20 protein-coding genes are annotated in these 23964 nt (G+C 71.9%); 5 read left to right on the plus strand and 15 right to left on the minus strand.

Annotated elements, in window-relative coordinates:
• The first annotated feature begins 67 nt into the window (after positions 1-67).
• Both AC3IYJ_RS15395 and AC3IYJ_RS15400 read left to right on the plus strand, forming a co-directional pair.
• Positions 68-1414, plus strand: a complete 1347-nt coding sequence (locus tag AC3IYJ_RS15395; protein ID WP_489401854.1) for a UDP-glucose dehydrogenase family protein — start codon at positions 68-70, stop codon at positions 1412-1414.
• A 218-nt stretch (positions 1415-1632) separates the two neighbouring features.
• A complete protein-coding gene (locus AC3IYJ_RS15400) occupies positions 1633-2859 on the plus strand; it encodes a glycosyltransferase 87 family protein (RefSeq protein ID WP_489401855.1) in 1227 nt (408 codons plus the stop codon).
• Positions 2860-2873: 14 nt separating this feature from the next.
• Here AC3IYJ_RS15400 and AC3IYJ_RS15405 read toward each other — a convergent pair whose 3' ends face one another.
• The 4 genes from AC3IYJ_RS15405 to AC3IYJ_RS15420 all read right to left on the minus strand — a co-directional run bounded on the left by AC3IYJ_RS15405 (position 2874) and on the right by AC3IYJ_RS15420 (position 7005).
• Positions 2874-3971 carry a membrane dipeptidase gene (locus AC3IYJ_RS15405; RefSeq protein ID WP_489401856.1) on the minus strand — a complete coding sequence of 366 codons (1098 nt, stop codon included), beginning with the start codon at positions 3969-3971 and terminating at the stop codon, positions 2874-2876.
• 189 nt (positions 3972-4160) lie between these two features.
• A complete protein-coding gene (locus AC3IYJ_RS15410) occupies positions 4161-5357 on the minus strand; it encodes a dipeptidase (protein ID WP_489401857.1) in 1197 nt (398 codons plus the stop codon).
• Positions 5354-5890 (minus strand): 5-(carboxyamino)imidazole ribonucleotide mutase, encoded by a 537-nt coding sequence (gene purE, locus AC3IYJ_RS15415; protein ID WP_489401858.1) that lies wholly within the window; start codon positions 5888-5890, stop codon positions 5354-5356. The genes AC3IYJ_RS15410 and purE overlap by 4 nt, the downstream gene beginning before the upstream one ends.
• Positions 5887-7005: a 5-(carboxyamino)imidazole ribonucleotide synthase gene (locus AC3IYJ_RS15420; protein WP_489402825.1), complete on the minus strand. Its 1119-nt coding sequence runs from the start codon at positions 7003-7005 to the stop codon at positions 5887-5889. The genes purE and AC3IYJ_RS15420 overlap by 4 nt, the downstream gene beginning before the upstream one ends.
• Before the next feature lie 220 nt (positions 7006-7225).
• On the opposite strand from AC3IYJ_RS15420, the gene AC3IYJ_RS15425 reads away from it, so the two are divergent.
• Positions 7226-7759: a GtrA family protein gene (locus tag AC3IYJ_RS15425; RefSeq protein ID WP_489401859.1), complete on the plus strand. Its 534-nt coding sequence runs from the start codon at positions 7226-7228 to the stop codon at positions 7757-7759.
• Positions 7760-7798: 39 nt separating this feature from the next.
• Here AC3IYJ_RS15425 and AC3IYJ_RS15430 read toward each other — a convergent pair whose 3' ends face one another.
• Both AC3IYJ_RS15430 and AC3IYJ_RS15435 read right to left on the minus strand, forming a co-directional pair.
• On the minus strand, positions 7799-9064 hold the full coding sequence (locus AC3IYJ_RS15430) for an ATP-binding protein (RefSeq protein ID WP_489401860.1): 1266 nt from the start codon (positions 9062-9064) through the stop codon (positions 7799-7801).
• A gap of 61 nt (positions 9065-9125) precedes the next feature.
• Positions 9126-9803, minus strand: a complete 678-nt coding sequence (locus AC3IYJ_RS15435) for a response regulator transcription factor (RefSeq protein WP_215035026.1) — start codon at positions 9801-9803, stop codon at positions 9126-9128.
• Positions 9804-10296: 493 nt separating this feature from the next.
• On the opposite strand from AC3IYJ_RS15435, the gene AC3IYJ_RS15440 reads away from it, so the two are divergent.
• Positions 10297-11793 (plus strand): peptide MFS transporter, encoded by a 1497-nt coding sequence (locus tag AC3IYJ_RS15440; protein WP_489401861.1) that lies wholly within the window; start codon positions 10297-10299, stop codon positions 11791-11793.
• 169 nt (positions 11794-11962) lie between these two features.
• On the opposite strand, the gene AC3IYJ_RS15445 is transcribed toward AC3IYJ_RS15440, so the two are convergent.
• From AC3IYJ_RS15445 to hutU, 9 genes are all read right to left on the minus strand, one after another.
• Entirely contained in the window at positions 11963-12313 is a 351-nt protein-coding gene (locus AC3IYJ_RS15445) for a hypothetical protein (RefSeq protein ID WP_489401862.1), read from the minus strand.
• Between the two features lie 254 nt (positions 12314-12567).
• Entirely contained in the window at positions 12568-13854 is a 1287-nt protein-coding gene (locus AC3IYJ_RS15450; RefSeq protein ID WP_489401863.1) for a hypothetical protein, read from the minus strand.
• Positions 13851-15050: a neocarzinostatin apoprotein domain-containing protein gene (locus tag AC3IYJ_RS15455; protein WP_489401864.1), complete on the minus strand. Its 1200-nt coding sequence runs from the start codon at positions 15048-15050 to the stop codon at positions 13851-13853. Before AC3IYJ_RS15455 ends, AC3IYJ_RS15450 begins: the two co-directional genes overlap by 4 nt.
• On the minus strand, positions 15047-16078 hold the full coding sequence (locus tag AC3IYJ_RS15460; RefSeq protein WP_489401865.1) for a hypothetical protein: 1032 nt from the start codon (positions 16076-16078) through the stop codon (positions 15047-15049). Before AC3IYJ_RS15460 ends, AC3IYJ_RS15455 begins: the two co-directional genes overlap by 4 nt.
• A gap of 17 nt (positions 16079-16095) precedes the next feature.
• Positions 16096-16779, minus strand: a complete 684-nt coding sequence (locus AC3IYJ_RS15465; RefSeq protein WP_489401866.1) for an LPXTG cell wall anchor domain-containing protein — start codon at positions 16777-16779, stop codon at positions 16096-16098.
• A 154-nt stretch (positions 16780-16933) separates the two neighbouring features.
• A complete protein-coding gene (hutI, locus tag AC3IYJ_RS15470; RefSeq protein WP_489401867.1) occupies positions 16934-18112 on the minus strand; it encodes an imidazolonepropionase in 1179 nt (392 codons plus the stop codon).
• 41 nt (positions 18113-18153) lie between these two features.
• Positions 18154-19494, minus strand: a complete 1341-nt coding sequence (locus AC3IYJ_RS15475) for a formimidoylglutamate deiminase (RefSeq protein ID WP_489402826.1) — start codon at positions 19492-19494, stop codon at positions 18154-18156.
• Positions 19485-20675: an allantoate amidohydrolase gene (locus AC3IYJ_RS15480; protein WP_489401868.1), complete on the minus strand. Its 1191-nt coding sequence runs from the start codon at positions 20673-20675 to the stop codon at positions 19485-19487. Before AC3IYJ_RS15480 ends, AC3IYJ_RS15475 begins: the two co-directional genes overlap by 10 nt.
• 128 nt (positions 20676-20803) lie before the next feature.
• Complete coding sequence (gene hutU / locus AC3IYJ_RS15485; protein ID WP_489401869.1) at positions 20804-22468, minus strand: urocanate hydratase; 1665 nt, start codon at positions 22466-22468, stop codon at positions 20804-20806.
• Positions 22469-22563: 95 nt separating this feature from the next.
• Here hutU and AC3IYJ_RS15490 point away from each other — a divergent pair, with 95 nt between their 5' ends.
• A complete protein-coding gene (locus tag AC3IYJ_RS15490) occupies positions 22564-23955 on the plus strand; it encodes a type III PLP-dependent enzyme domain-containing protein (RefSeq protein WP_489401870.1) in 1392 nt (463 codons plus the stop codon).
• The last annotated feature ends 9 nt before the right edge of the window (positions 23956-23964 follow it).

The following is a 23964-nucleotide window of genomic DNA, read 5'->3' on the forward strand; positions in this document are numbered from 1 at the left end:
GCATCCCCGGTCACGGGCCCGACTATGCTCGGTTGCCGCATACGGCCCCGCACCACCAGGAGCACGCATGGCCCCCCTGAAGATCACAGTGATCGGCACCGGATACCTCGGCGCGACCCACGCCGCGGCGATGGCGGAGCTGGGCTTCGAGGTACTCGGGCTGGACGTGTTGCCGGAGAAGATCGAGATGCTGGCCGCGGGCCGCGTACCGATGTACGAACCGGGACTGGAGGAGCTGCTGGCCGCGCACGTGGCCGGACTGCCGGGCTCCACGGGCCGGCTGCACTTCACCACCTCGTGGGAGGAGCTCGGCGCCTTCGACGGCGACGTCCACTTCGTCTGCGTGAACACCCCGCAGAAGCACGGCGAGTACGCCTGCGACATGAGTTACGTCGACGCCGCCGTGGAATCGCTCGCCCCGCACCTGACCCGGCCCGCCCTGGTCGTCGGCAAGTCCACCGTGCCCGTCGGCTCCGCCGAGCGGCTCGCCGCGAAGCTCGCCGCGCTCGCCCCGGCCGGCGAGGAGATCGAACTCGCCTGGAACCCGGAGTTCCTGCGCGAGGGCTACGCCGTGCAGGACACCCTGCACCCCGACCGGATCGTCATCGGCGTCCACGGCGAGCGCGCCGAGAAGCTCCTGCGGGAGGTCTACGCGACCCCCATGGGCGAGGGCACCCCCCTGGTCGTCACCGACTTCCCCACCTCCGAACTCGTCAAGACGGCCGCCAACTCCTTCCTCGCCACGAAGATCTCCTTCATCAACGCCATGGCCGAGGTCTGCGAGGCGGCCGGCGGCGACGTCGTGAAGCTGGCCGAGGCCATCGGCCACGACGAGCGCATCGGGAAGAAGTTCCTGCGCGCCGGCATCGGCTTCGGCGGCGGCTGCCTGCCCAAGGACATCCGGGCGTTCATGGCACGCGCCGGAGAACTCGGCGCCGACCAGGCCCTGACCTTCCTGCGCGAGGTCGACTCCATCAACATGCGCCGCCGCGGGCACATGGTCGAGCTGGCCCGCGAAGCCGTCGGCGGCTCGTTCCTCGGCAAGCGGGTCGCGGTGCTCGGCGCCACCTTCAAGCCGGACTCCGACGACGTCCGCGACTCCCCCGCCCTCAACGTGGCCGGGCAGATCCACCTCCAGGGCGGACAGGTCACCGTCTACGACCCCAAGGGCATGGACAACGCCCGCCGGGTCTTCCCCACCCTCGGCTACGCCGACTCCGCGATCGCCGCCGCCCGGGGCGCCGAGGTCGTCCTCCACCTCACCGAATGGCGCGAGTTCCGCGACCTCGACCCCGCCGCCCTGGGCGAGGCCGTCACCGACCGCCTCATCCTCGACGGCCGCAACGCGCTGGACCCCGAGCTCTGGCGCGCGGCCGGCTGGACCTACCGGGCCATGGGACGCCCCCGCGCTTGATCCACTTCATTGTGGAATGCGCGGTTTCACATCCCGTCACCTGATTGTTGGCACGACCCACCCGGGGCTCACGGGATGCGTCGCTAGACTCACCGCCGATGACCAGTACGAGCACGAGAAGCCCTGTCCGCCCAACGGCAGGCGCGCCGGGGGCGGCCCCGCGTGCCGGTCGGGGACACATCGACTCAGTCCTCCGGACCCGCCGGGGCCACCTGGCCATGGCGGGATTCTGGCTGGCCACCCGGACCCTGATGGTGGTCCTGCTGGTGGTGAACCTGCACGGCACCTCCTCGGTGCGCGTGGAGATCACCCGGACCTACAACAACTGGTACGACGTCCTCGTCACGGGGACGATGCCGCACAACGACGTCATGTGGCAGTACCCGCCGGCCGCGGCGGCCGTCTTCCTCTCGCCCGACCTGCTCCCCTTCCTCAGCTACTTCCAGGCCTTCGTCGCACTGACGGTCGTCTGCGACGCCCTGATCGCCGTCGGACTGGTCCGCGCCGCCCGCCGCTCCGACGGCAGCATGGCCGGCGCCGTGCTCTGGCTGGCCTCGCTGCCGCTGCTGCTCTCACTGCCCTTCGGGCGCTACGACCTCCAGGTCACCCTGCTCGCCGTCGGCTCGCTGCTGTGCCTGCGCTTCCGCCGCAAGCTCGGCGGCGTCCTGGCCGGCATCGGCGCCCTCGTGAAGGTGTGGCCGCTGCTCACCCTGATCGGCACCCCGCGCGGACGCACCACCCGCGACGCGGTCGTCGCCGCCGTGGCGGCCGCGGCCGCGCTGCTCGCCGTCCTCGCGCTGTTCTTCCGCGACACCCTCGGCTTCCTGGACAACCAGGGCAACCGCGGCATCCAGGTCGAGTCCCTCGGCGGCTCCGCCCTGATGTTCGGCAAGCTCGTCGGCGCCTGGTCGGGGAAGACCGAGATCCGCTACGGCGCCTACGAGTACCTGGGCCCGTACGTCTCCAGCGTGGCCCTGTTCTCCGTGGCGCTGACCGTCACCGGCTTCGGCTGGCTGCTGCTGTGGCGGGTCAAGGCCCGCCGCTGGTCGACCGCGACCCCGCTGGACGCCGCGCTCTGCGCCATCCTCGTGTTCACCATCACCAGCCGGGTCCTCAGCCCGCAGTACCTGATCTGGCTCGTCGGGCTCGCCGCGGTCTGCCTGACCTGCCGGCACACCACGCAGCGCCCGGTCGCCTGGCTGATCGTCGCCGCCACCGCGCTCAGCACGGTGATCTACCCGCTGACCTACGGCTCGCAGATCCTGCCGGGCACCCTCGTCGGCACCGTCCTGCTGTGCCTGCGCAACGGACTGCTGGCCTGGGCCGCCGTCCTGTCCTGCGTCCGGCTGTGGAAGGCCTCCGTCACCCGCCTCCCGGAACCCGGGCCGACGGCCGTGACCCCGGCCCCGGCCGCAGCCAAGCCCGGGGTTCCGGCGCGGGTCTAGGACGGTGGCCCCGCCTAGGGCGTTCTACGGTGCTGCGCGGCGCGGGCGGTGAACTCCGCGTCGCGCACCACCCGCTGGGCATTGCCCCAGGTCAGCAGCGCCAGGTCGGTCTCGGGCCAGCCCCGCTCCAGCAGCTCCGCGATCAGCCGCGGATAGCCCGAGGGATCCGTCAGGCCCGTCGGCCGGGGGATGCCCGGCTCGGCGCCGAAGCCGGCGCCCAGGCCCACGCAGTGCGGGCCCGCGACGGCTCGTACGTGCTCGACGTGGTCCGCCACCGCGTGCAGGGAGTCCCCGGTCAGCGCGGTGTCGAAGGTGACCATCGCCAGGCCGTTCGCCGCGCGCAGCGCGAGCAGCACCTCGTCGGTCACGTTGTCCGGGTGCGGATTGAGCGCGGCCGCCGCCGTGTGCGAGATGATCACCGGCGATTTGGAGGCCGCTGCGAGCTGGCAGGCCGCGGCCGGCGGGCAGCCGGTGAGGTCCAGCAGCATCGCCAGCCGGTTCGTCTCCTTGACCACCTCGTGGCCGAAGGCGGTCAGCCCCTCCACGGCCCAGGGCGCTCCGGCCGGCGCGAGGATCCGTACGCCCAGCGCGTGGAAGGCGCGCAGCGCACCGAGCGAGTCCGTCAGCGTACTGCCGGGCACGGGGCCCAGGAACGAGGCGATGCGGCCGCGGTTGCGGGCGTCGGCCAGGTCGTCGGCGTTCAGCGCGAGGCAGAGGCTGTCGGGATAGCGGCGCATCAGGGCGAGCGCCACGTCGATCTGTTCGAGGGTGTCGGACACCACCTGGTCGGCGGCCTCCGACCCGCGCGCCCCGCGCTCCTTGCCCGGCGGCACGAGCAGCGACCAGAACTGGGCGCCCACGCCCCCGGCGCGCAGCCGCGGGATGTCGGTGTCCACGCCCGTGTCGGAGGTTTCGATGTCGTGGTACGGGCTCTGGCGCAAGGTCCAGACGAGGGTGTTGCACCCGTCCGCGACGGGGTGGACGGACAACAGCGCGGCGGCCCGGTCCAGGGCGCTGAGCATCAGCGCGGCGGGGGTGTCCTCGGCTCCGAGGGAGCCCGGACCCACGGGGGTCACCGGGCTCGCGTGCGGTTCATCCTGCAGGTCGGCCATGGCGGTCGCTCCGGTCTCGGCGGCTGTGCTCGTACGGAAAGCAGCGGGGAGAGAAGCAGGGAGATGGTGCCACCGTGACACGTGGGACGCCGCGGGCGCCCGACGGATGTGGCGTTCGGGTGTAACCGGCAGGTCGCACCAGGTCGCCGCATCCGTCGGGCGGGCTCGAAGCCCGGTCGCCGCGAGGGGCTACGGAGCCGTGAGCACCGCGTTGGACGGCCCGCGGGAGGCCGACTGCTCGCGCGCCACCGCTTCGGCGTCGCGCAGCACCCGTACCGCGTTCGACCAGGTCAGCTTGGCCAGGTCGGCCTTGGACCAGCCGCGGGTCAGCAGCTCGGCGATCAGGTTCGGGTACCCGGCCACGTCGTCGAGCCCGGCCGGGGTGAAGGCGGTGCCGTCGTAGTCCCCGCCGATGCCGACGTGGTCGACCCCGGCCACCTCGCGCATGTGGTCCAGGTGGTCGGCGACCGTGGCGGCCGTGGCCACCGGGCGCGGGCGCGCCTCCTCGAAGGCCCGGTGCACGGTCATCGCCTCGGGGGTGGTGTCGAGGGCGTGGAACCCGTGCGCGCGCAGGTTCTCGTCCGCGGCCAGGGTCCACTCGACGGCCGCCGGGAGGATGAACTTGGGCACGAAGGTGGCCATCGCGACCCCGCCGTTGGCGGGCAGCAGCGCCAGCACGTCGTCGGGGACGTTGCGCACGTGGTCGCAGATCGCGCGCGCGGAGGAGTGCGAGAACACCACGGGCGCCACCGAGACTTCGACGGCGTCGCGCATCGTCGTCGCGGCGACGTGCGAGAGGTCGACGAGCATGCCCACGCGGTTCATCTCGCGGACGACCTCGCGGCCGAACTCGCTCAGGCCGCCGTGCCGGGGCTCGTCGGTCGCCGAATCCGCCCAGTCGATGGTGTCGTTGTGCGTGAGCGTCATGTACCGCACGCCCAGCCGGTGCAGGGCGCGCAGAGTGGCGAGCGAGTTGTTGATGGAGTGCCCGCCCTCGGCGCCCATCAGCGAGGCGATCCGGCCGTCGGCGCGGGCCGCCTCCATGTCGTCGGCCGTCAGCGCCCGCACCAGATCCCGCGGGTAACGCGCGATCAGCTGGTCGACGACGTCGATCTGCTCCAGGGTGGCGCTGACCGCCTCGTCGCCCGCGTAGTCGGAGCGCACGTAGACGGACCAGAACTGCGCGCCGACCCCGCCGGCCCGCAGCCGGGGGATGTCGGTGTGCAGGAACGCGGACTGGTCGGCCGCGATGTCGCGGCGGTCCAGGTCGTAGCGGACCTGGTTGCGCAGCGCCCACGGCAGGTCGTTGTGCCCGTCGACGACCGGGTACGCGCTGAGCAGCTCGCGCGCCTGCGCGAGCCGGTCCGTCGCGTTGACCGGGCTCACCGTCCGAACCCGAAGGACTCCTGGCCCGCGATCTTCGTACGCAGCCGCTTGCCCTTCTCGGTGGCCTGGTCGTTGAGGTCCTGCAGGAACTCGCGCATGCGGCCCTGCAGCTCCGGGTCGTGGGCGGCCAGCATGCGCACGGCCAGCAGGCCGGCGTTGCGGGCACCGGCGATGGAGACGGTGGCGACGGGGATCCCGGCGGGCATCTGGACGATCGACATGAGCGAGTCCATGCCGTCCAGGTACTTCAGCGGGACGGGCACGCCGATGACCGGCAGCGGGGTGACGGAGGCGAGCATCCCGGGCAGGTGCGCGGCGCCGCCCGCACCCGCGATGATCGCCTTCAGCCCGCGCTCGGCGGCCCGGTCCCCGTACGCGATCATCTCGCGCGGCATCCGGTGGGCCGAGACCACGTCCACCTCGTAGGGGATCTCGAACTCGTCGAGGGCCTGGGCGGCGGCCTCCATGACGGGCCAGTCGGAGTCCGACCCCATGACGATGCCGATGACGGGAGCTGCTGCGGAGGTGCTCATTCTTGGATGGTTCCTCTGAGGTAGCCGGCTGCGTGACGTGCGCGCTCCAGCACATCGTCAAGGTCGTCGCCGTAGGTGTTGACGTGGCCGACCTTGCGGCCTTGTTTCACGTCCTTGCCGTACATGTGGATCTTCAGCTGGGGGTCGTGCGCCATGCAGTGCAGGTACGCCGCGTACATGTCGGGGTAGTCCCCGCCGAGCACGTTCGCCATGACCGTCCAGCGGGCGCGCGGGCGCGGGTCGCCGAGGGGGAGGTCCAGGACGGCGCGGACGTGGTTGGCGAACTGGGAGGTGATGGCACCGTCCTGGGTCCAGTGGCCGCTGTTGTGCGGGCGCATGGCCAGTTCGTTGACCAGGATCCGGCCGTCGGAGGTCTCGAAGAGCTCCACGGCCAGGTGCCCGGTGACCCCGAGCTCCTTGGCGATCCGCAGGGCCAGGGCCTGGGCCTCGCCGGCCAGTTCCTCGGAGAGGTTGGGAGCCGGGGCGATCACCGTGTCGCAGACCCCGTCCACCTGGACGGACTCCACGACCGGATAGGCCACCGCCTGGCCGTGCGGGGAGCGGACGATGTTGGCCGCGAGCTCGCGGACGTAGTCCACCTTCTCCTCGGCCAGGACCGGGACGCCCGCCTTGAACGGGGCCTCGGCGTCCTCCTGCGTGCGGACGAACCACACGCCCTTGCCGTCGTACCCGCCGCGCACCGTCTTGAGGATGACGGGGAAACCGCCGACCTCCTGCGCGAAGGCCGCCGCGTCCGCCGGATCGCTCACGATCCGGTGGCGGGGGCTCGGCGCGCCGATCTCGTCGAGGCGGGCACGCATCACCCCCTTGTCCGCCGCGTGCACCAATGCGTCGGGCCCCGGTCGGACGGGGATGCCGTCCGCTTCCAGGGCCCGCAGGTGCTCGATGGGTACGTGTTCGTGGTCGAAAGTGATCACGTCACAGCCGCGCGCGAAGGCGCGCAACGTCTCCAGGTCGCGATAGTCGCCGATGACGACATCGCTCACGACCTGGGCCGCCGAGTCCTGTGGGGTGTCACTGAGGATCTTGAATCTGATGCCGAGGGGGATGCCCGCCTCGTGGGTCATGCGGGCGAGCTGTCCGCCGCCGACCATACCGACTACCGGGAACGTCACCCCTCCAGAGTATCCGGCGGTATTCCGCCATATGGACGTGACCCCGGCCGGTACACGCCGGTGGGCGGGCCGGGTGTGCCGTGTGTCGCACGGTGCCCGAAGGCGCAGACGGGCCAGTGGGGCGACACTTAGCATGGGGGCCGTCGAGAAAGCTTGATGCCTCATACGGGGGGCCCGAGGGACAGGACTGAAGCCTCATATGAGCAAGCCGGAGAACAGTTCCGCGCTCGGCCGCGTGCGCTCGCTCGTACGCGAGGTCGCCCGGTTCGGGGCCGTCGGCGGGCTCGGCGTCCTGGTCAACCTGGGTGTCTTCAACCTGATCCGCCACCTCACCGACCTCCAGGTCGTGCGCGCGAGCGTGATAGCCACGCTGGTGGCCATCGGCACGAACTACCTGGGCTTCCGCTACTTCGCCTACCGGGACCGCGCCGACCGGACCGGACCCGGGCGCACCCGGGAGCTGGGCCTGTTCGTCGCGTTCAGCGCGATCGGCCTGGTCATAGAGAACGGCATCCTGTTCGCGGCCACCTACGGCTTCGGCTGGGACGGGCCGCTGGCCTCGAACTTCTTCAAGTTCGCGGGCATCGGACTCGGCACCGTGTTCCGCTTCTGGTCCTACCGGACCTGGGTCTTCCAGGCCCTGCCCGCGGCCGCGCCCGCCTCGCTGGTGGTCGAGCAGCGCGACAGCCAGGTCGAGGTGCCGGCGCGGACGCCGGAGACCGCCGCGAACTGAGGTCCCGGACCGCGGACCCAGTCCCCCGTCCCGCGTCCCTCAGCGGACCGTCTGCGGCGGTTCGGTGCGTTCCGGCGCGGTGCGGCTGAGGAACAGTGCGAACACCGGCGGCTGGGTCTGGAGCAGCTCCAGGCGGCCGCCGTCCGCCTCCGCGAGGTCCCGGGCCACCGCGAGGCCGATCCCGGTGGAGTTGCGGCCGCTGATGGCCCGCTCGAAGATCCGGTTGCCGAGGTCCGGCGGAACCCCCGGTCCCTCGTCCGTGACCTCCAGGACCGCCTGGTTACCGATCACGCGGGTCCGCAGGGCCACGGTGCCGCCTCCGTGCATGAGGGAGTTCTCGACCAGGGTCGCCAGGACCTGCGAGACCGCGCCCGGGGTGCCCACGGCCCGCATGCCGGTCTTCCCGGAGCGCACGATGGCCCGTCCGGCACTGCGGTAGGCCGGGCGCCACTCCTCCACCTGCTGTTTGACGACCTCGTCGAGGTCGAAGGGGACCGCGGAGCCGGTACGGGGGTCCCTGGAGTTCGTCAGCAGCCGCTCCACCACGTCCGTGAGCCGCTCCACCTGGGTCAGGGCGATCGTCGCCTCCTCCCGCACGGTCTCCAGGTCGTCGGTGACGGTGATCTCCTCCAGCCGCATCGACAGGGCCGTCAGCGGGGTCCTCAGCTGGTGCGAGGCGTCCGCGGCCAGGCGCCGCTCGGCGGTCAGCATCCGCCCGATCCGCTCGGCGCTGGAGTCCAGTACGTCCGCGACCCGGTCCAGCTCGGGGACCCCGTAGCGCTTGTGCCGGGGGCGCGGGTCGCCCGATCCGAGGCGCTCGGCCGTCTCGGCGAGGTCGGTGAGCGGGGAGGCCAGCCGGTTGGCCTGGCGCACGGCGAGCAGGACGGCCGCCACGACGGCGAGCAGGGCCACGGCTCCCACCACGGCCAGGGTCCGCCCGACCTCCTTGGTGACCGTGGAGCGGGACTCCTCGACGACGACCACCTCGCCCTGGTCCCCGCGGGCGGTGCCCCGGATGACGCTGTCGGCGGGGCGCTGGCCGACCTCGAGGACCGGCCGGCCCGGGATCGTGATCCGGGCGTACCGGCCGGCGTCGAGCTGTGCGGCGAGCGCGTCGGCGTCGACCGGCTTCTTCTCCAGGACGTCGGTTCCGACCATGCCGACCATCCGCAGCGCCTCGGACTCGATGCGGTCCTGGGCGCTGCTGGTGATGGTCCGGGTCTCCACGATGACGAGGGAGATGCCGAAGACGGCGATGACGACGAGCACCACGGCGAGCGTGGAGTTGATCAGGCGGCGGCGCATGCCGAAAAGCATGCCCTAACCCGGGTGCGCGAAGCCGCCGCCGCCGTGGCCGGGAAGCCGCTCAGCTCTTCTCGAAGCGGAAGCCGACTCCCCGGACGGTGGCGATGTAGCGGGGGTTGGCGGCGTCGTCTCCGAGCTTCTTGCGCAGCCAGGAGATGTGCATGTCGAGGGTCTTGGTGGAGGACCACCAGGTGGTGTCCCAGACCTCGCGCATCAGCTGGTCGCGGGTGACGACCCGGCCGGCGTCGCGGACCAGGACCCGCAGCAGGTCGAACTCCTTGGCCGTGAGCTGGAGCTCCTCCTCCCCCATCCACGCGCGGTGCGATTCGACGTCGATGCGCACGCCGTGGGTGGCGGGGGGCTGGGAGGCCTCGTTGGCGCCGCGCCGCAGCAGGGCCCGCACCCGGGCGAGCAGCTCGGCCAGGCGGAAGGGTTTGGTCACGTAGTCGTCGGCGCCGGCGTCCAGGCCGACGACCGTGTCGACCTCGTCGGCACGGGCGGTCAGGACCAGGATGGGGAAGCCGTGGCCCTCGGCGCGCAGCCGGCGGGCGACCTCCAGGCCGTCCATTCCCGGCAGACCGAGATCGAGGACGACGAGATCGACGCCGCCCTGCAGTCCCGCGTCCAGGGCGGTGGGGCCGTCCTCCCGGACCTCGACCTCGTACCCTTCCCGGCGCAGGGCGCGGGCCAGGGGTTCCGAGATGGATGCGTCGTCCTCGGCGAGCAGTACACGCGTCATGTGGGTGATGGTAGTCCGCGGCGGGGGAAAGCAGGGGCCCGCCCGAACACCCCTGCCGATCTGGCCTTATCGACTACTAACGGCCTTCGAATGTACCCAGTTGGTTCCGCCGTAACCTGTGATCCATATCTCAAGTACTTTCATATGCGCCACTGTCGTGTCGTATGGTGTCGAGACGCCTGATGCACTACCTCAGAGACTTTCGAGCCAAAACCAGCCGAAGGTATCTATTTCTGCCCTGATCGGGCAGGCATTGTTGTCGCACTGCCCGTTCCGGGCCAGATGACAGTGAATGACCTATGGGCCGGGCCCCCCGCGCGATGAAGCGCGGCGGGGCGTGGATCCCGGTTACGGATGTTCCTTCGCCTTCGCCCCCGCGGAGCGAGACCCCCCGGGCGTGGGGGGCGGGACACCCGCTGCCGGTACCGGCCACCCCTCACCGGGCGCTGATGAGCTCAAGAAGCCACGCGTCCCGAGCAAGCAAGGATCGACCATGGCTTCCAGCCTGACGAAGGACTCGGCCGGTACCGCCACCGAGAAGACCTTCCTCGGCCACCCCAGCGGCCTCGCCTTCCTCTTCATGACGGAGATGTGGGAGCGCTACAGCTTCTACGGCATGCGCGCGCTGCTCGTGCTCTTCCTCGCCACCAACGTCGCCGACGGTGGCCTCGGAATGAACGACGCGACCGCGGTCGCGATCTACTCCGTCTACAACGCGATGGTCTACCTGCTCGCCCTCCCGGGCGGCTGGCTCGGCGACCGCGTGTGGGGTGCCCGCAAGGCCGTGGCCGTCGCGGGTGTCGTGATCATGACGGGTCACTTCCTGCTGGCGGTGCCCTCGACCATCTCGTTCTTCATCGGTCTGGCGCTCATCGCCGCCGGTTCCGGCGTGCTCAAGGCCAACATCTCCACGATGGTCGGCCAGCTGTACAAGGACAAGAACGACCCGCGCCGCGACGGTGGCTTCACGATCTTCTACATGGGCATCAACCTCGGTGCCTTCGTCGCCCCGCTGACCATCGGCTGGGTCGGCCAGGAGGTCAACTGGCACATCGGCTTCGCCATGGCCGGTGTCGGCATGGCCCTGGGCCTCGCCTTCTACTTCTTCGGCTTCCGCCACCTGAACCCGATCTCGAACCAGGTTCCGAGCCCGCTGAGCGCCGCCGAGAAGTCCTCGGTCGTCAAGAAGGGCCTGATCTGGCTCGGCGTCGCCGCCGCCGCCTACGCGATCATCGGCCTGGCCGGCATCTTCACGATCAACTACGCCCTGTGGCCGCTGACCATCGCCGGCCTGGTTCTTCCGGCCTGGGCGATCCTGCGGATCAAGCGCGACAAGGACCTCACCACCGTCGAGCGCTCCCGCATGTCGGCGTACGTGTGGTTCTTCGCCGCCGCCGCGATCTTCTGGGCGATCTACGACCAGACCGGCTCCACGCTGGCCCTGTTCGCGAAGGACAAGACGGACAGCACGCTGTTCGGCTTCAACTTCCCGGAGAGCTGGTACCAGTCGCTCAACCCGCTGTTCGTGATGGCCCTCGCCCCGGTGTTCGCCATGCTGTGGGTGGCCCTCGCCCGCCGCTCCAAGGAGCCGACCACGCTGTCGAAGTTCTCCTTCGCCCTGGTCATGATCGGCGTCTCCTTCGGTGTCATGATGCTGGCCCAGGGTGTGGCCACCGGTGACACCAAGGTCAGCCCGATGTGGCTGGTCGGCGTCTACTTCATCCAGACCGTCGGCGAGCTCACCCTCTCCCCCGTCGGCCTGTCGCTGACCACCAAGCTGGCGCCGCAGAAGTACGGCTCCCAGATGATGGGCGTCTTCTTCCTCGCCGTCACCGCCGGCGACTCCACCATCGCGCTGCTCCAGCTGCTCGGTGCCCCGACCGATTCCCAGGGCTGGTTCGCCAGCCAGGGCGCGCTCGCCGTGCTCGCGGGTGTCGCGATCTACATGTACCGCCGGAAGGTCCAGCCCCTCATGGGCGGCGTGCACTGACGCACCCCCTCACAGGGCGACGGCCCGGCACGCCATTCGGCGTGCCGGGCCGTCCCTTTTCCCCGCGGCCCGCACGAAATTCCGCGTACACCCGGCCGCACGCATATCGACCTGTCACCGGACCCCGGAATTGCGACATCGCGCCGACCTCCGGAGGTTCACCGGCAAATCAGGTGCCCCGCACCTCGGAATCGAATCCGACGAGGAAGGACTTGAATCCGCAACCGACCTTGGCGGCCCCGCCGGTGGAGGTCCAGCCGCTGTAGTAGGTCCGGCGCACGACGTGCTCGCGGGCGCCCTGCACCGTGTCACAGATGATCTTCGCGCGGTGCTGGGCACCGGGGACGAAGCGCCCGGAGCACCTGGACGTGACGTTCGGGCGACCCAGGCCGTCCATGTCTGCGGTCGCCTTGCAACCACCGTCGATCCCGCCGGCGGGAGCCGCGAAGGCCGCCGGCGCGCCGAGCACGCTCAGGGCCGAGGCGGCGGCCAGGGCCGCAACCGCAAATTTCAGCTTCATACGATTTCCCAATTCCCCGATTTTACAAAAAGCCGATCCGGAATACTCGGGTTTAGTCAGAACCCGCGCTTGATCGACATAGGGAAATCTATCCACCGTGCGGATCGGCGACAAGAAATTAATGCGACATGCGCCGTTTCACGCCACAATTGACTTGATGTCGATCTTTCTCACACAAAGACGGTGTGCGTCCCGCCCCTCTCGGGAGCGGAACGCACACCGCCCTGTGCGCCGTGCTCACGACCTCCGGTCGGTCAGCGGTGCCCGCGCAGGCGGCGCCACGGGGTGAACGTGAACACCGCGGCACCGAGCAGGATCACCGTGCCGGCGACCAGGCCCAGGGCCTTGATGCCGCTGTCCTCGGCGCCGGTCTGGGCGAGGCCGCCCGAGGTGCTGCCCGAAGTCCCGGAGGTTCCCGAGGTCCCGGAGCCGCCCTCCTGCGCCGTGGTGTCGAGGGTGAGCGAGACGGAGCTGCCGCTCGCGACGCAGGGCACCACGATCGGCGTCGCACCCGGGGCCATGACCACGTCGATCGTCAGCTTGTCAGGGGTCAGCGTGGTCTTTCCGGTCTTGCCGGGCTTGTAGGTGCCCGTCATGTCACTGAGGCTGACCGGGCTGCCGGCCTTGACGGCCTCGGCGTTGCCGGGACCCGCGACCTTGACCGTGCCGCTGTCGGCGCCTCCCAGCTTGATGTCCATCGAGGGCTTCAGGGCCCCGGCCGGCAGGTCCGCGGGGCTGTTCATCACGCCCTTGGCGGTCGTGACGGTCAGTGCGAAGCTGCCCCCGCTCTTCTTCGCGTTGATCGTCACCTTGCCCTTGAGGGGACCGTTGGGCATGTAGGCCCCGCAGTCGAAGGAGACGTCGACGGTCTGGCCCGGGAAGTCCGTCTGGCCGCTGCCGGTGGGCGAGGCCGAGGGCGAGGGCGAGGAACTGGTGGGCGGCGGCGAGGTCGGCGGAGCCGAGGTGGGCGGCGGGCTCGTGGGCGGCGCCGAGGTCGGCGGCGGGCTGGTCGGCGGCGGGGTGGTGCCGCCGCCCGCCGTCACGTCGAGCGAGAGGGAGGGTCCGGGGTTGTTGCCCGGGGTGCAGGTGGTGGTCGTGCCCATCGCCTTGATCGTCAGGACACCGGCCGTGAAGGTGACCTTGCCCGACTTCTTGGGCGTGTAGGTGCCCGAGAGGTCACTGATCTTGATGGGGGTGTTGGCGGGGATCGGTGCGGAGTTGGCCGGGCCGGAGACCGCCACGGAACCGGTCTCGGCGCCGCCCAGGACGATCACGGCGCTGGGCGTCATCGCGCCCGTGCCGAGCTCGATGGGGCTGGAGGAGACGCCCTTCTGGAAGGACATCGTCAGCTTGTAGCCGCTGCCCTCCTTGACGCCCTTGATGTCGATCGGCGACACCGCCTCCTTGTCCCCGATGGGCGTCTTGCACTTGTACTGGACGTCGATCACGTCCGCCTGGGCGGGCGTGGCCCCCATGGCGATGCCCGCGCCGCCGAGCAGCAGCGCGACCGCGGCCGCGCTCACCCTCCGTTGGGTCTTCACGCTTGTCCCTTCGTCGTCGAACGGTTCTCAGACGGTGCGGACGTCTGTGGTGCGGTTGTCGGTGGTGCGGTTGGCTGTGGTGCCGGTGTCCCCGGTGCTTCGTCCGGGGTGAACCACGGCAGTGCCGCCGTGGTGGTCTCGGGGGGTTCGGCCGCCGGTTCGGGGCGCAGCGGCGCGGAACCCCGTACGGGGCCTCGCGCGGGCCCCCGTACCGCCGGGATCCGCGGCAGCCGGGCGGTCACGGCCGCGCCCGGGTCGGGCAGGCGCCGGCCGCGGTGTCGGCCGCCGGAGGAGTCGCGGGGGCGAGCCCTGTCGACGACGGCCATGCCGATGCGGAAGATCCCGCCGGGGATCACGATCAGCAGCAGGCCCCAGAACAGCAGCACCCCGTACGGGCGGTCCACTCCCCAGGGCTGCGTGGCCAGGACCGTCTCCCCGTACTTGAGGGAGACCGTGTAGTCGCCGTGGGCGCCCGCCGACAGGGAGGTGTTCAGGGAGACTTCCGCCTTGCCGCCGGGCGGGATGGTGCCCTTCCAGCGGACTTCCTCCCACAGGGGTGCGAAGACCCCGTGGGCGGTGCCGAGTTGGAAGACCGGGTCCTTGACCGGGGCGGACCCCAGATTGCCGACGGTGACCGTGAACTTGCGGCTGGGCGGGGCTCCGAACCAGGTCAGGACCCCGTCCTCGCCCTTGAGCTGGACCCCGGTGAGCATGGCGAGGCGGGCGGTGCCGCCCTCGGCGGGCAGGTCGGCCACCGGGTGGTCGGTGATCTTCAAGGGGGCGGCGACGGTGGACTGGTCGCCGTTGACCGAGGTCACGTTGACCACGCACGGGCAGGGCTTGGGCGGGGCCGTCACCGGGAGCTGCGCGGAGAAGTGCCCGTCGTCGGCGACCGAGACGGCGATGCCGTCGGCGTTGGCGCAGCTGTTGGTGCCGCCGATCATGTTCTGCCCGCAGACCAGCAGCATCACCATGGTCTTGGCCCGCCAGCCGGTGCCCGTCACCGATATCTGGGTGCCCTTGGCGACCTCCTTGAGCGAGAGCGCCACCGCGGGCTTGGGCGCGTCGTCCGCGACGGCCGCGGCCGCCGGGAACAGCGTCAGTGCGCACACCGACAGTCCCAACAGCCCTCCGAGCCCCGCCGCGGCGAGGGCCCTGATCCTCCCGCCGTGCGTCCCGCCGGCCTTGGCTCTCACCTGGTTGCTCCCGTCAACTCGTGTTCCGGTGCTGAGGACTGGTCGGGTACGGCGCTCCCGTGCGGCGCCGCGGCGCCGCTCCCGCCCCGGATCCGCCGCTTGCGTACGAGGAGCAGCGCGGCCGCGGTGGTCCCGCCGAGGCCGAGCAGACCGAGGCCGGTCCGGCCCGCGATCCCCCAGGGCAGGAACCACGCCGAGGCGCGGCCCGTGGCGCGGGCGCCACCGGGGGCGGTGACGGTGACGGTGAGGGCGACCCGGTCGAAGACCGGTGCTCCGGGCCAGGGTTCGCTCAGCTCGACCCGCTGGCCGGGCAGCACCTCGACGGGCAGGGTGTGGGCGCTGCGGCCCGCGACCTTGCCGAAGGTGCCCGCCGCGTCGATGGAGAGCTCGGGGGTGAGCGTCACGTTGCCGCGGTTGACCAGGGTGTAGGCGATGGTGGAGGCCGCGCCCTCGCCCCGTACGGAGACGTCCTCCACGGTCAGCGCCGCGAGCGCCGGTCCGCCGACCCGCAGGTGGACCCGTACGCCCACTTCGTGGCCGGCCTCGGTGGCGACCACGGCGGCCGGGTGGTCGCCGGGCGGTGCGCCGGGCGGCACGGTGACGGCGAAGGGGACCACGGCGCGGGTGTGCGCGGGGATCTTGACCGTGGCGCTCGCGCCGAAGCTGATCCAGGAGCCCGCGCCGGTCGACTCCAGGGCCGGGCGCACGGCGAAGGCGCCGCCCGCCGTGTTGTAGGCGTCGGCCCCGCGCAAGGTGACGGTGTGCTCCTGGTCGCTGGTGTTGGCCAGGCTGAGGCGGTCCTCCAGCACCGTGCCGGAGGTGCCCGCGAGGTAGAAGTACGGGCGTGCGGCCGGTGCGCTCGCCGCACCGGCCGCCTTCGGTGCGGCTCCGGTGCCCGTGACGGGCTCGGCGGTCCAGCCGGGCTCGTCGGCGGCGGCCGGGGGCGCCGCCACCGCCGCCGCGCCGTGGAGCGCGGCGGCGGCGAGGAGGAGCACGCCGGCCCTTCTCAGGGTGTGGAGCACGGGCATGACCGGGGGTGCTCCGTTCAGGACCGGGCCCGCTGGCCGCGCCGGGTCAGCCAGAGCACGCCGGCGGCGCCGGAGAGCAGGACGGTGGCTCCGAGGGTGCCCAGCGCGATGGCGGAGTCCTCGGGGCCGGTCTGCGGGAGGGAGGCCCCGCCGCTGCCGCCACCGGTGGTGGTGGACGAGGCGTCGCCGCCGGGGGCCGTCACGTCGAGTTCGAGGGAGGGCCCCGGGCTGTTTCCGGGCGTGCAGGTGGTGGTCGTGCCCATCGCCTTGATGGTGAGGACACCGGCCGTGAAGGTGACCTTGCCCGACTTCTTGGGCGTGTAGGTGCCCGAGAGGTCACTGATCTTGATGGGCGTGTTGGGCGGAAGGGCCTCGGAGTTGGGTGCGCCGGAGACCGGCACGGAGACTTTTTCGGCCCCGCCCACGAGGATCACGGCGCTGGGGGTCATCGCGCCCTTGCCCAGTTCGACGGGGCTGGAGGAGACGCCCTTCTGGAAGGACATCGTCAGCTTGTAGCCGTTTCCTTCCTTGACGGCCTTGATGTCGATGGGCGAGACCGCCGACTTCGGGCCGATGGGGGTCTCGCAGTTGTAGTTGACGTCTATCACTGCCGCTTGCGCGGTGGGGGCGGCGAGCAGTACCGCCGTTCCCGCCAGCGCGGAGGCAAGCGCTAGCGCGGTGGAGCGTTTCCGGTCGGACACCTTCGTCTTCCCCTCGAACCATGGCCATAAGTTACTGACGGCACATCAGATTGGTGGCTCAAGGTACGCCGGGGGCCTTACGGAGGGAAGACAAAGGACGGCGCCGGATCAACGGCCCTGAAGCCGCGCCGACGCCGTCCTGATTCAGGCTGGTTCAAGCCAACTTGCGGCCCTTCTGCCAGACCCCGGAGACCAGCGGAACACCCGGCCGGTAGGCGAGGTGGACGTGGCTGGGGGCGTCGAGCAGCGCCAGGTCCGCGCGGGCGCCGGGGGTCACGGTCCCGATGTCGCCGCGGCGCAGGGCGCGGGCGCCGCCGGCGGTGGCGGACCACAGGGCCTCGTCCGGGGTCATCCCCATGTCGCGGACGGCGAGGGCGATGCAGAACGGCATGGAACTCGTGTAGGAGGAACCCGGGTTGCAGTCCGTGGACAGCGCGACGGTGGCGCCCGCGGCGAGCAGGCGGCGGGCGTCGGGCCACTGGGCGCGCGTGGAGAACTCGGCGCCGGGCAGCAGGGTGGCGACGGTGGTGGCCGAGGCCTGGCCCAGTGCGTCCACGTCGGCGTCGGTGAGGTGGGTGCAGTGGTCGGCGGAGGCGGCCTCGAGCTCGACGGCGAGCTGTACGCCGGGGCCGTGGGAGAGCTGGTTGGCGTGGATGCGCGGGATGAGCCCGGCGGCCGCGCCGGCGGTCAGGATGGCGCGGGCCTGGTCCCCGTCGAAGGCGCCCTTCTCGCAGAAGACGTCCACCCAGCGGGCGTACGGGGCGCAGGCGGTCAGCATCTCGCCGGTGACGAGCGATACGTAGGCGGCCGGGTCCGCGGCGTAGTCCGGGGAGACGATGTGCGCGCCGAGGTAGGTGACCTCCTCGGTGTGCGCGGCGGCGATCCGCAGCGCGCGGGCCTCGTCGGCGACGGTGAGTCCGTAGCCGGACTTGGTCTCGAAGGTGGTGGTGCCCTGGCGGCGGGCCTCGTCGAGGTGGCGCAGCAGATTGGCCTCGAGCTCGGCGTCGGAGGCGGCGCGGGTGGCGGCGACCGTGGTGCGGATGCCTCCGGCGGAGTAGCTGCGGCCGGACATCCGGGCGTTGAACTCGGCCGTGCGGTCGCCCGCGAAGACCAGGTGGGAGTGGGAGTCGACGAAGCCGGGGATCACGGCGCGGCCGTGCGCGTCGTAGATCTCGTCCGCGGCCGGGGCCTTGTCGGCCGGGCCGACCCAGGCGATGGTCTCGCCGTCGATGACCACGGCCGCGTTCTCGACGAGGCCGAGGGGGGTGCCGTCGCCGAGGGCGGGGTCGTTGGTGACGAGGCTGCCGATGTTGGTGATGACGGTGGTGGTCATGGTTCCTCGGGTGGTCGAGTGGCCCGCCGCAGGCGGCACGGTCAGGAGCGGAGGGCGGCGATGGACTCGGCCAGGGCCGACGGGACGTCGGCGACCAGGGTGTGGGCACCGTCGCGGACGATGTGGCGGCCGCCGACCACCGTGTGCCGGATGTCGGAGGCCGTCGCGGCGAAGACGGCGGTCTCCGCGCCCAGCCGCGGCACCGGGCCGACCGTGCGTACGGAGTCCAGTGCGACCGTGGTGAAGTCCGCGAGCGCGCCCGTCTCCAGGCGGCCCGCGGCGGACCATCCGAGCGCCGCGTGGCCGTCGGCCGTGGCGGCCGTGAGCAGCGCGTTGGCCGTCCAGTGCCCGCGCGTGCGGCTGCTGAGCCGCTCGTTCAGCTCCATCGCGCGGGCCTCTTCGAGCAGGTCGATCACGGCGTGGCTGTCGCTGCCGAGCGAGAGCGGGCTGCCCGCGCGCTGGAGGCGTACGGCCGGGCCGATGCCGTCGGCGAGGTCGCGTTCGGTGGTGGGGCACATGCAGGTGCCGGTGGTGGTGCCGCCCAGGAGGGAGATGTCCGCGTCCGTGAGGTGGGTGTTGTGGACGCCCGTGGTGCGCGGGCCGAGCACTCCGTGGTCGGCGAGCAGCTGCGTCGGGGTGCGGCCGTGGGCGGCCAGGCAGGCCTCGTTCTCGGCGGTCTGCTCCGAGAGGTGGACGTGCAGCGGGGCGCGGCGCTCCTCGGCCCAGCGGGCCACGGTGGCGAGCTGCCCGGCCGGCACGGCGCGGACCGAGTGGATCGCGGCGCCGATCAGGGCGTGTTCGCGGGGCTTGAGAGCCGAGACCCGGTCGGCCCAGGCGTCCGCGGTCCCGTCGGAGAAGCGGAGCTGGTGGGCGTTGGGGGCCTGTCCGAAGCCCGCCGAGAGGTACGCGGTGTCCAGGAGAGTGATCCGGATGCCGGCCTCGGCGGCGGCCTCGATCAGCGCCTCGCCCATGGCGTTGGGGTCGGCGTAGGGGGTTCCGCCGGGGGCGTGGTGGACGTAGTGGAACTCGCCGACGGCCGTGATGCCGGCCAGCGCCATCTCCGCGTAGACGGCGCGGGCGAGCGCGAAGTAGCGCTCGGGGGTGAGGTTCTGGGCGACCTGGTACATGAACTCGCGCCAGGTCCAGAAGGTGCCCGAGCCCACCTGGACCAGGGAGCGCAGGGCCCGGTGGAAGGCGTGGCTGTGCGCGTTGGCCAGGCCGGGGACGGTGAGTCCGCGCAGGATCTCCGCGCCCGGGGGCGGGGCCTCGGCCCCGGTGCGCAGGGCGGCGATCCGCCCGTCCGCCGAAACGTCCAGGGCTACGCCCGGCTCGACGTGCGTGCCGAGCCAGGCGTGTTCCAACCAGTACGTCTTCACCGGCAGGCCAGTCCTTCCAGTACGTCGGCCAGCGCGAGCACACCAGCCACGCAGTCGTCCTCGGCGGCGAACTCCCGCGGGGAGTGGGAGACGCCGGTGGGGTTGCGCACGAACAGCATCGCCGTCGGGACGGCCGCGGAGAGGATTCCCGCGTCGTGTCCGGCGCCGGTGCCCAGGACCGGGACGGCCCCGCCCAGGATCCGGTTCATCTCGTCGCGCAGGGCGTGCTCGAACTCGACGACCGGGGTGAAGGACTCCCGGACGATGTCCAGGTCGATCCCGTCCCGGTCGGCGCTCTCGCGGGCGGCCTTCTCGACGGCGGTCACGACCGTGTCGAGGGTGGCCTGGTCGGCCGCGCGGGAGTCGAGCCAGCCGCGGACGAGCGAGGGGATGGCGTTGACCCCGTTGGGCTCCACGGAGATCTTCCCGAAGGTGGCCACGGCCCCGGCGAGGGCCGCCTCGGCGCGGGCCGCGAGCACGGTCTGCGCGTAGGTGATCATCGGGTCGCGGCGGTCCACCAGGCGGGTGGTGCCCGCGTGGTTGGCCTCGCCGTGGAAGTCGAAGCGCCAGCGGCCGTGCGGCCAGATCGCGGAGGCGATGCCGACGCGGTCCCCGGACAGGTCCAGGGCGCGGCCCTGTTCCACGTGCAGTTCGACGAAGGCGCCGATGCGGGCGAGGCGTTCGGGGTCGGCGCCGATGGTCTCGGGGTCGTACCCGGCGGACTCCATGGCCTCGGGCAGCCCGATGCCGTCGGCGTCGCGGAGCTCGTACGCCTTCTCCTTGGTCAGCTGCCCGGCGGCCAGCCGGGAGCCGACGCAGGCCAGCCCGAAGCGGGCCCCTTCCTCGTCACCGAAGTTGGTGATGGCCAGCGGCCTGGAGAACTCCGCTCCCCTCCCGCGGAGTTCGTCCAGGGCCGCGAAGGAGGACACCACTCCGAGGGGGCCGTCGAAGGCCCCGCCGTCGGGTACGGAGTCCAGGTGGGAGCCGGTGACCACGGCGTCCCCCGCGAGGGGGTCGCCGAGCCAGGCCCACTGGTTGCCGTTGCGGTCGACCTCGTACGCGAGCCCGCGCCTTTCGGCTTCCGCCTGGAACCAGGTCCGGCAGTCGGCGTCTGCGCCGGTCCAGGCGTAGCGGCGGTACCCGCCGGAGTCGGTGTTGCGGCCGATGGGCGCGAGGTCGGCCCACATGCTGTGGAACGAGCTGCTTTCTCCCCGCCCCTCCCTTCCGCCGTTCCCGGGGGCTCCGCCCCCGGACCCCCGCGCCTCAAACTCCCCCAGACTTCGTCCGGGGGGACCCCCTGGCAAGGCTGAAGGTGTCACGCCTGGTCACCCTCGCGCATCGGGATGCGCACGCCGCGCTCGTCCGCGACCGTCTCGGCGATGTCGTAGCCGGCGTCGACGTGGCGGATGACGCCCATGCCCGGGTCGTTGGTCAGCACGCGGCGGATCTTCTCGCCCGCGAGCTTGGTGCCGTCGGCGACGGTGACCTGGCCGGCGTGGATCGAGCGGCCCATGCCGACGCCGCCGCCGTGGTGGATGGAGACCCAGGAGGCGCCGGAGGCCACGTTGACCATGGCGTTGAGCAGCGGCCAGTCGGCGATCGCGTCGGAGCCGTCCAGCATGGCCTCGGTCTCGCGGTACGGGGAGGCCACCGAGCCGCAGTCGAGGTGGTCGCGGCCGATGACCAGCGGCGCGGCGAGGGTGCCGTCGGCCACCATCTCGTTGAAGCGCTCGCCGGCCTTGTCGCGCTCGCCGTAGCCCAGCCAGCAGATGCGCGCCGGCAGGCCCTGGAAGTGGACGCGCTCGCCGGCCATCTTGATCCAGCGGTGCAGGGACTCGTTCTCCGGGAACAGCTCCAGCATCGCCTTGTCGGTCTTGTGGATGTCCGAGGCCTCGCCGGAGAGCGCCGCCCAGCGGAAGGGGCCCTTGCCCTCGCAGAACAGCGGGCGGATGTAGGCCGGGACGAAGCCGGGGAAGGCGAACGCGCGCTCGTAGCCCGCGAGCTGGGCCTCGCCGCGGATGGAGTTGCCGTAGTCGAAGACCTCGGCGCCCGCGTCCATGAAGCCGACCATGGCCTCGACGTGCCTGGCCATCGACTCGCGGGCGCGGGTGGTGAACCCGGCCGGGTCCTTGGCCGCGTAGTCCGCCATGTCGTCGAAGTCGACGCCGGTCGGCAGGTACGCGAGGGGGTCGTGCGCGGAGGTCTGGTCCGTCACGATGTCGATCGGCGCGCCCTCGGCCAGCATCTGCGGGAGCAGGTCGGCGGCGTTGCCGAGGAGGCCGATGGAGAGCGGCTTGCGGGCGTCGCGCGCCTCGACGGCGAGCTGCAGCGCGTGGCGCAGGTCGTTGGCCTTGACGTCGAGGTAGCGGTGCTCGATGCGGCGGTCGATGGCGCGCGGGTCGACGTCGATGCAGATCGCGACGCCGTCGTTCATCGTGACGGCCAGCGGCTGGGCGCCGCCCATGCCGCCGAGGCCGGCGGTGAGGGTGATGGTGCCGGCCAGGGTCCCGTTGAACTTCTTGGCCGCGACGGCCGCGAAGGTCTCGTAGGTGCCCTGGAGGATGCCCTGGGTGCCGATGTAGATCCACGAACCGGCCGTCATCTGGCCGTACATGGTCAGGCCCAGGTTCTCCAGACGGCGGAACTCCTCCCAGTTCGCCCAGTCGCCGACCAGGTTGGAATTGGCGAGCAGCACGCGCGGCGCCCACTCGTGCGTCTGCATCACGCCGACCGGACGGCCGGACTGGACGAGCATCGTCTCGTCCTGCTTGAGCGTCTGCAGGGTGCGCACCATCGCGTCGTACGAGCGCCAGTCGCGGGCGGCCTTGCCGGTGCCGCCGTAGACGACGAGCTTGTCGGGGTGCTCGGCGACCTCGGGATCGAGGTTGTTCTGGAGCATCCGCAGCGCGGCCTCCTGCTGCCATCCCAGGGTGCTCAGGTCGGTACCTCGTGCGGCACGTACGGGGCGGGGTCCTGACATGGCGGTGCCTCCTCCGGTGTTGGTCAATCCATTCACAGTCTCACTCCCTGAATAGATTCAGTCAACAGCTGCGGCCCGCCGCGCCGGGTGATGGGATGAAGAACATGGCCGACGCCCCGCGTACGCACCACACGACCCCGACCCCCTCGACAGCTGCCGCACGGCGGAACCAGGCCGTCAGGGCCGCCGTGGAACAGGGCCTGATCGGGCCCGCTCCGGACCTCGGCCCCGACCCCTCCCTCGTCTGCCTGCTGGACACCGCCGGCATCCGCGACTCCGCCGCCGCCCTGAAGGAGGCCTTCGCGGCCGCCGTCGCCCCCGGCACCCCGGTCCTGCACGCCTTCGCCGTCAAAGCCGCCCCGCTCGTCCCCGTCCTGCGGCTGCTCGACGACGCCGGGATCGGCTGCGAGGTCGCCAGCGCCGGCGAGCTGGCCCTGGCCCGCGCCGCCGGGGTCCCGCCGGAGCGCACCGTCCTGGACTCACCCGCCAAGACCCCCGCCGAGCTGCGCGAGGCCCTCTCCCTCGGCATCGCCGTCAACGCGGACAACCCCCAGGAGCTGCACCGCCTGGACGCGCTGGTGGCCGCGGCGCCGACCCGCTCCCCCCTCGGAATCCGGATCAACCCGCAGACCGGCGCGGGCGCCATCGACGCCCTCTCCACCGCCACGACCACCTCGAAGTTCGGCATCGCCCTGCGCGATCCGGGCGCGCGGCAATGGCTCCTAGGGGCCTTCGCGGACCGGCCCTGGCTCACCCGGCTGCACATCCACTCGGGCTCCCAGGGCGTCCCCCTCGCGCTGATCGCCGAAGGCGTACGGGAGCTGCACGCCCTGGCCGAGGAGATCAACGCCACCGCCGGACGGCGGCAGGTGGACACCCTGGACATCGGCGGCGGCCTGCCGGTGAACTTCGGCTCGGACGAGGTCACGCCGAGCCACGCCGACTACGTGAGCGCCCTGCGCGCCGCCGTCCCCGGGCTCTTCTCGGGCGCGTACGGCCTGGTCACGGAGTTCGGGCGGTCGCTGGTGGCGAAGCACGGGCTGGTGCTGTCGCGCGTGGAGTACACGAAGACCACCGGCGGCCGCGCCATCGCCCTGACCCACGCCGGGGTCCAGGTGGCCACCCGTACGGTCTACGCCCCGGCGGCCTGGCCGCTGCGGATCCTGCCCTACGACGCCAAGGGCGCCCCCCTGACGGGCCCCCCGGTCCCCCAGGACATCGCCGGACCCGCCTGCTTCGCGGGCGACCTCCTGGCCACCGCCCGGGAGCTCCCCCTGCTGTCCCCCGGCGACCTGATCGCCGTTCCCGACACGGGCGCGTACGCCTTCACGGCGCACTACGGCTACAACAGCCTGCCGCGCCCGGCGGTCTTCGGATTCACGGTGAGCGAGCCGGGCGGGGTCCGCTTCGCCCCGGTGCGGGCCGCGCAGCCCCTGTCGGCGATCGCCGCCGAAGCCGGCGCGGCCACCCCGGACGCCCTGCTCTGACCCCGGCGG

The sequence above is a fragment of the Streptomyces sp. GL_140 genome, from assembly GCF_057834465.1.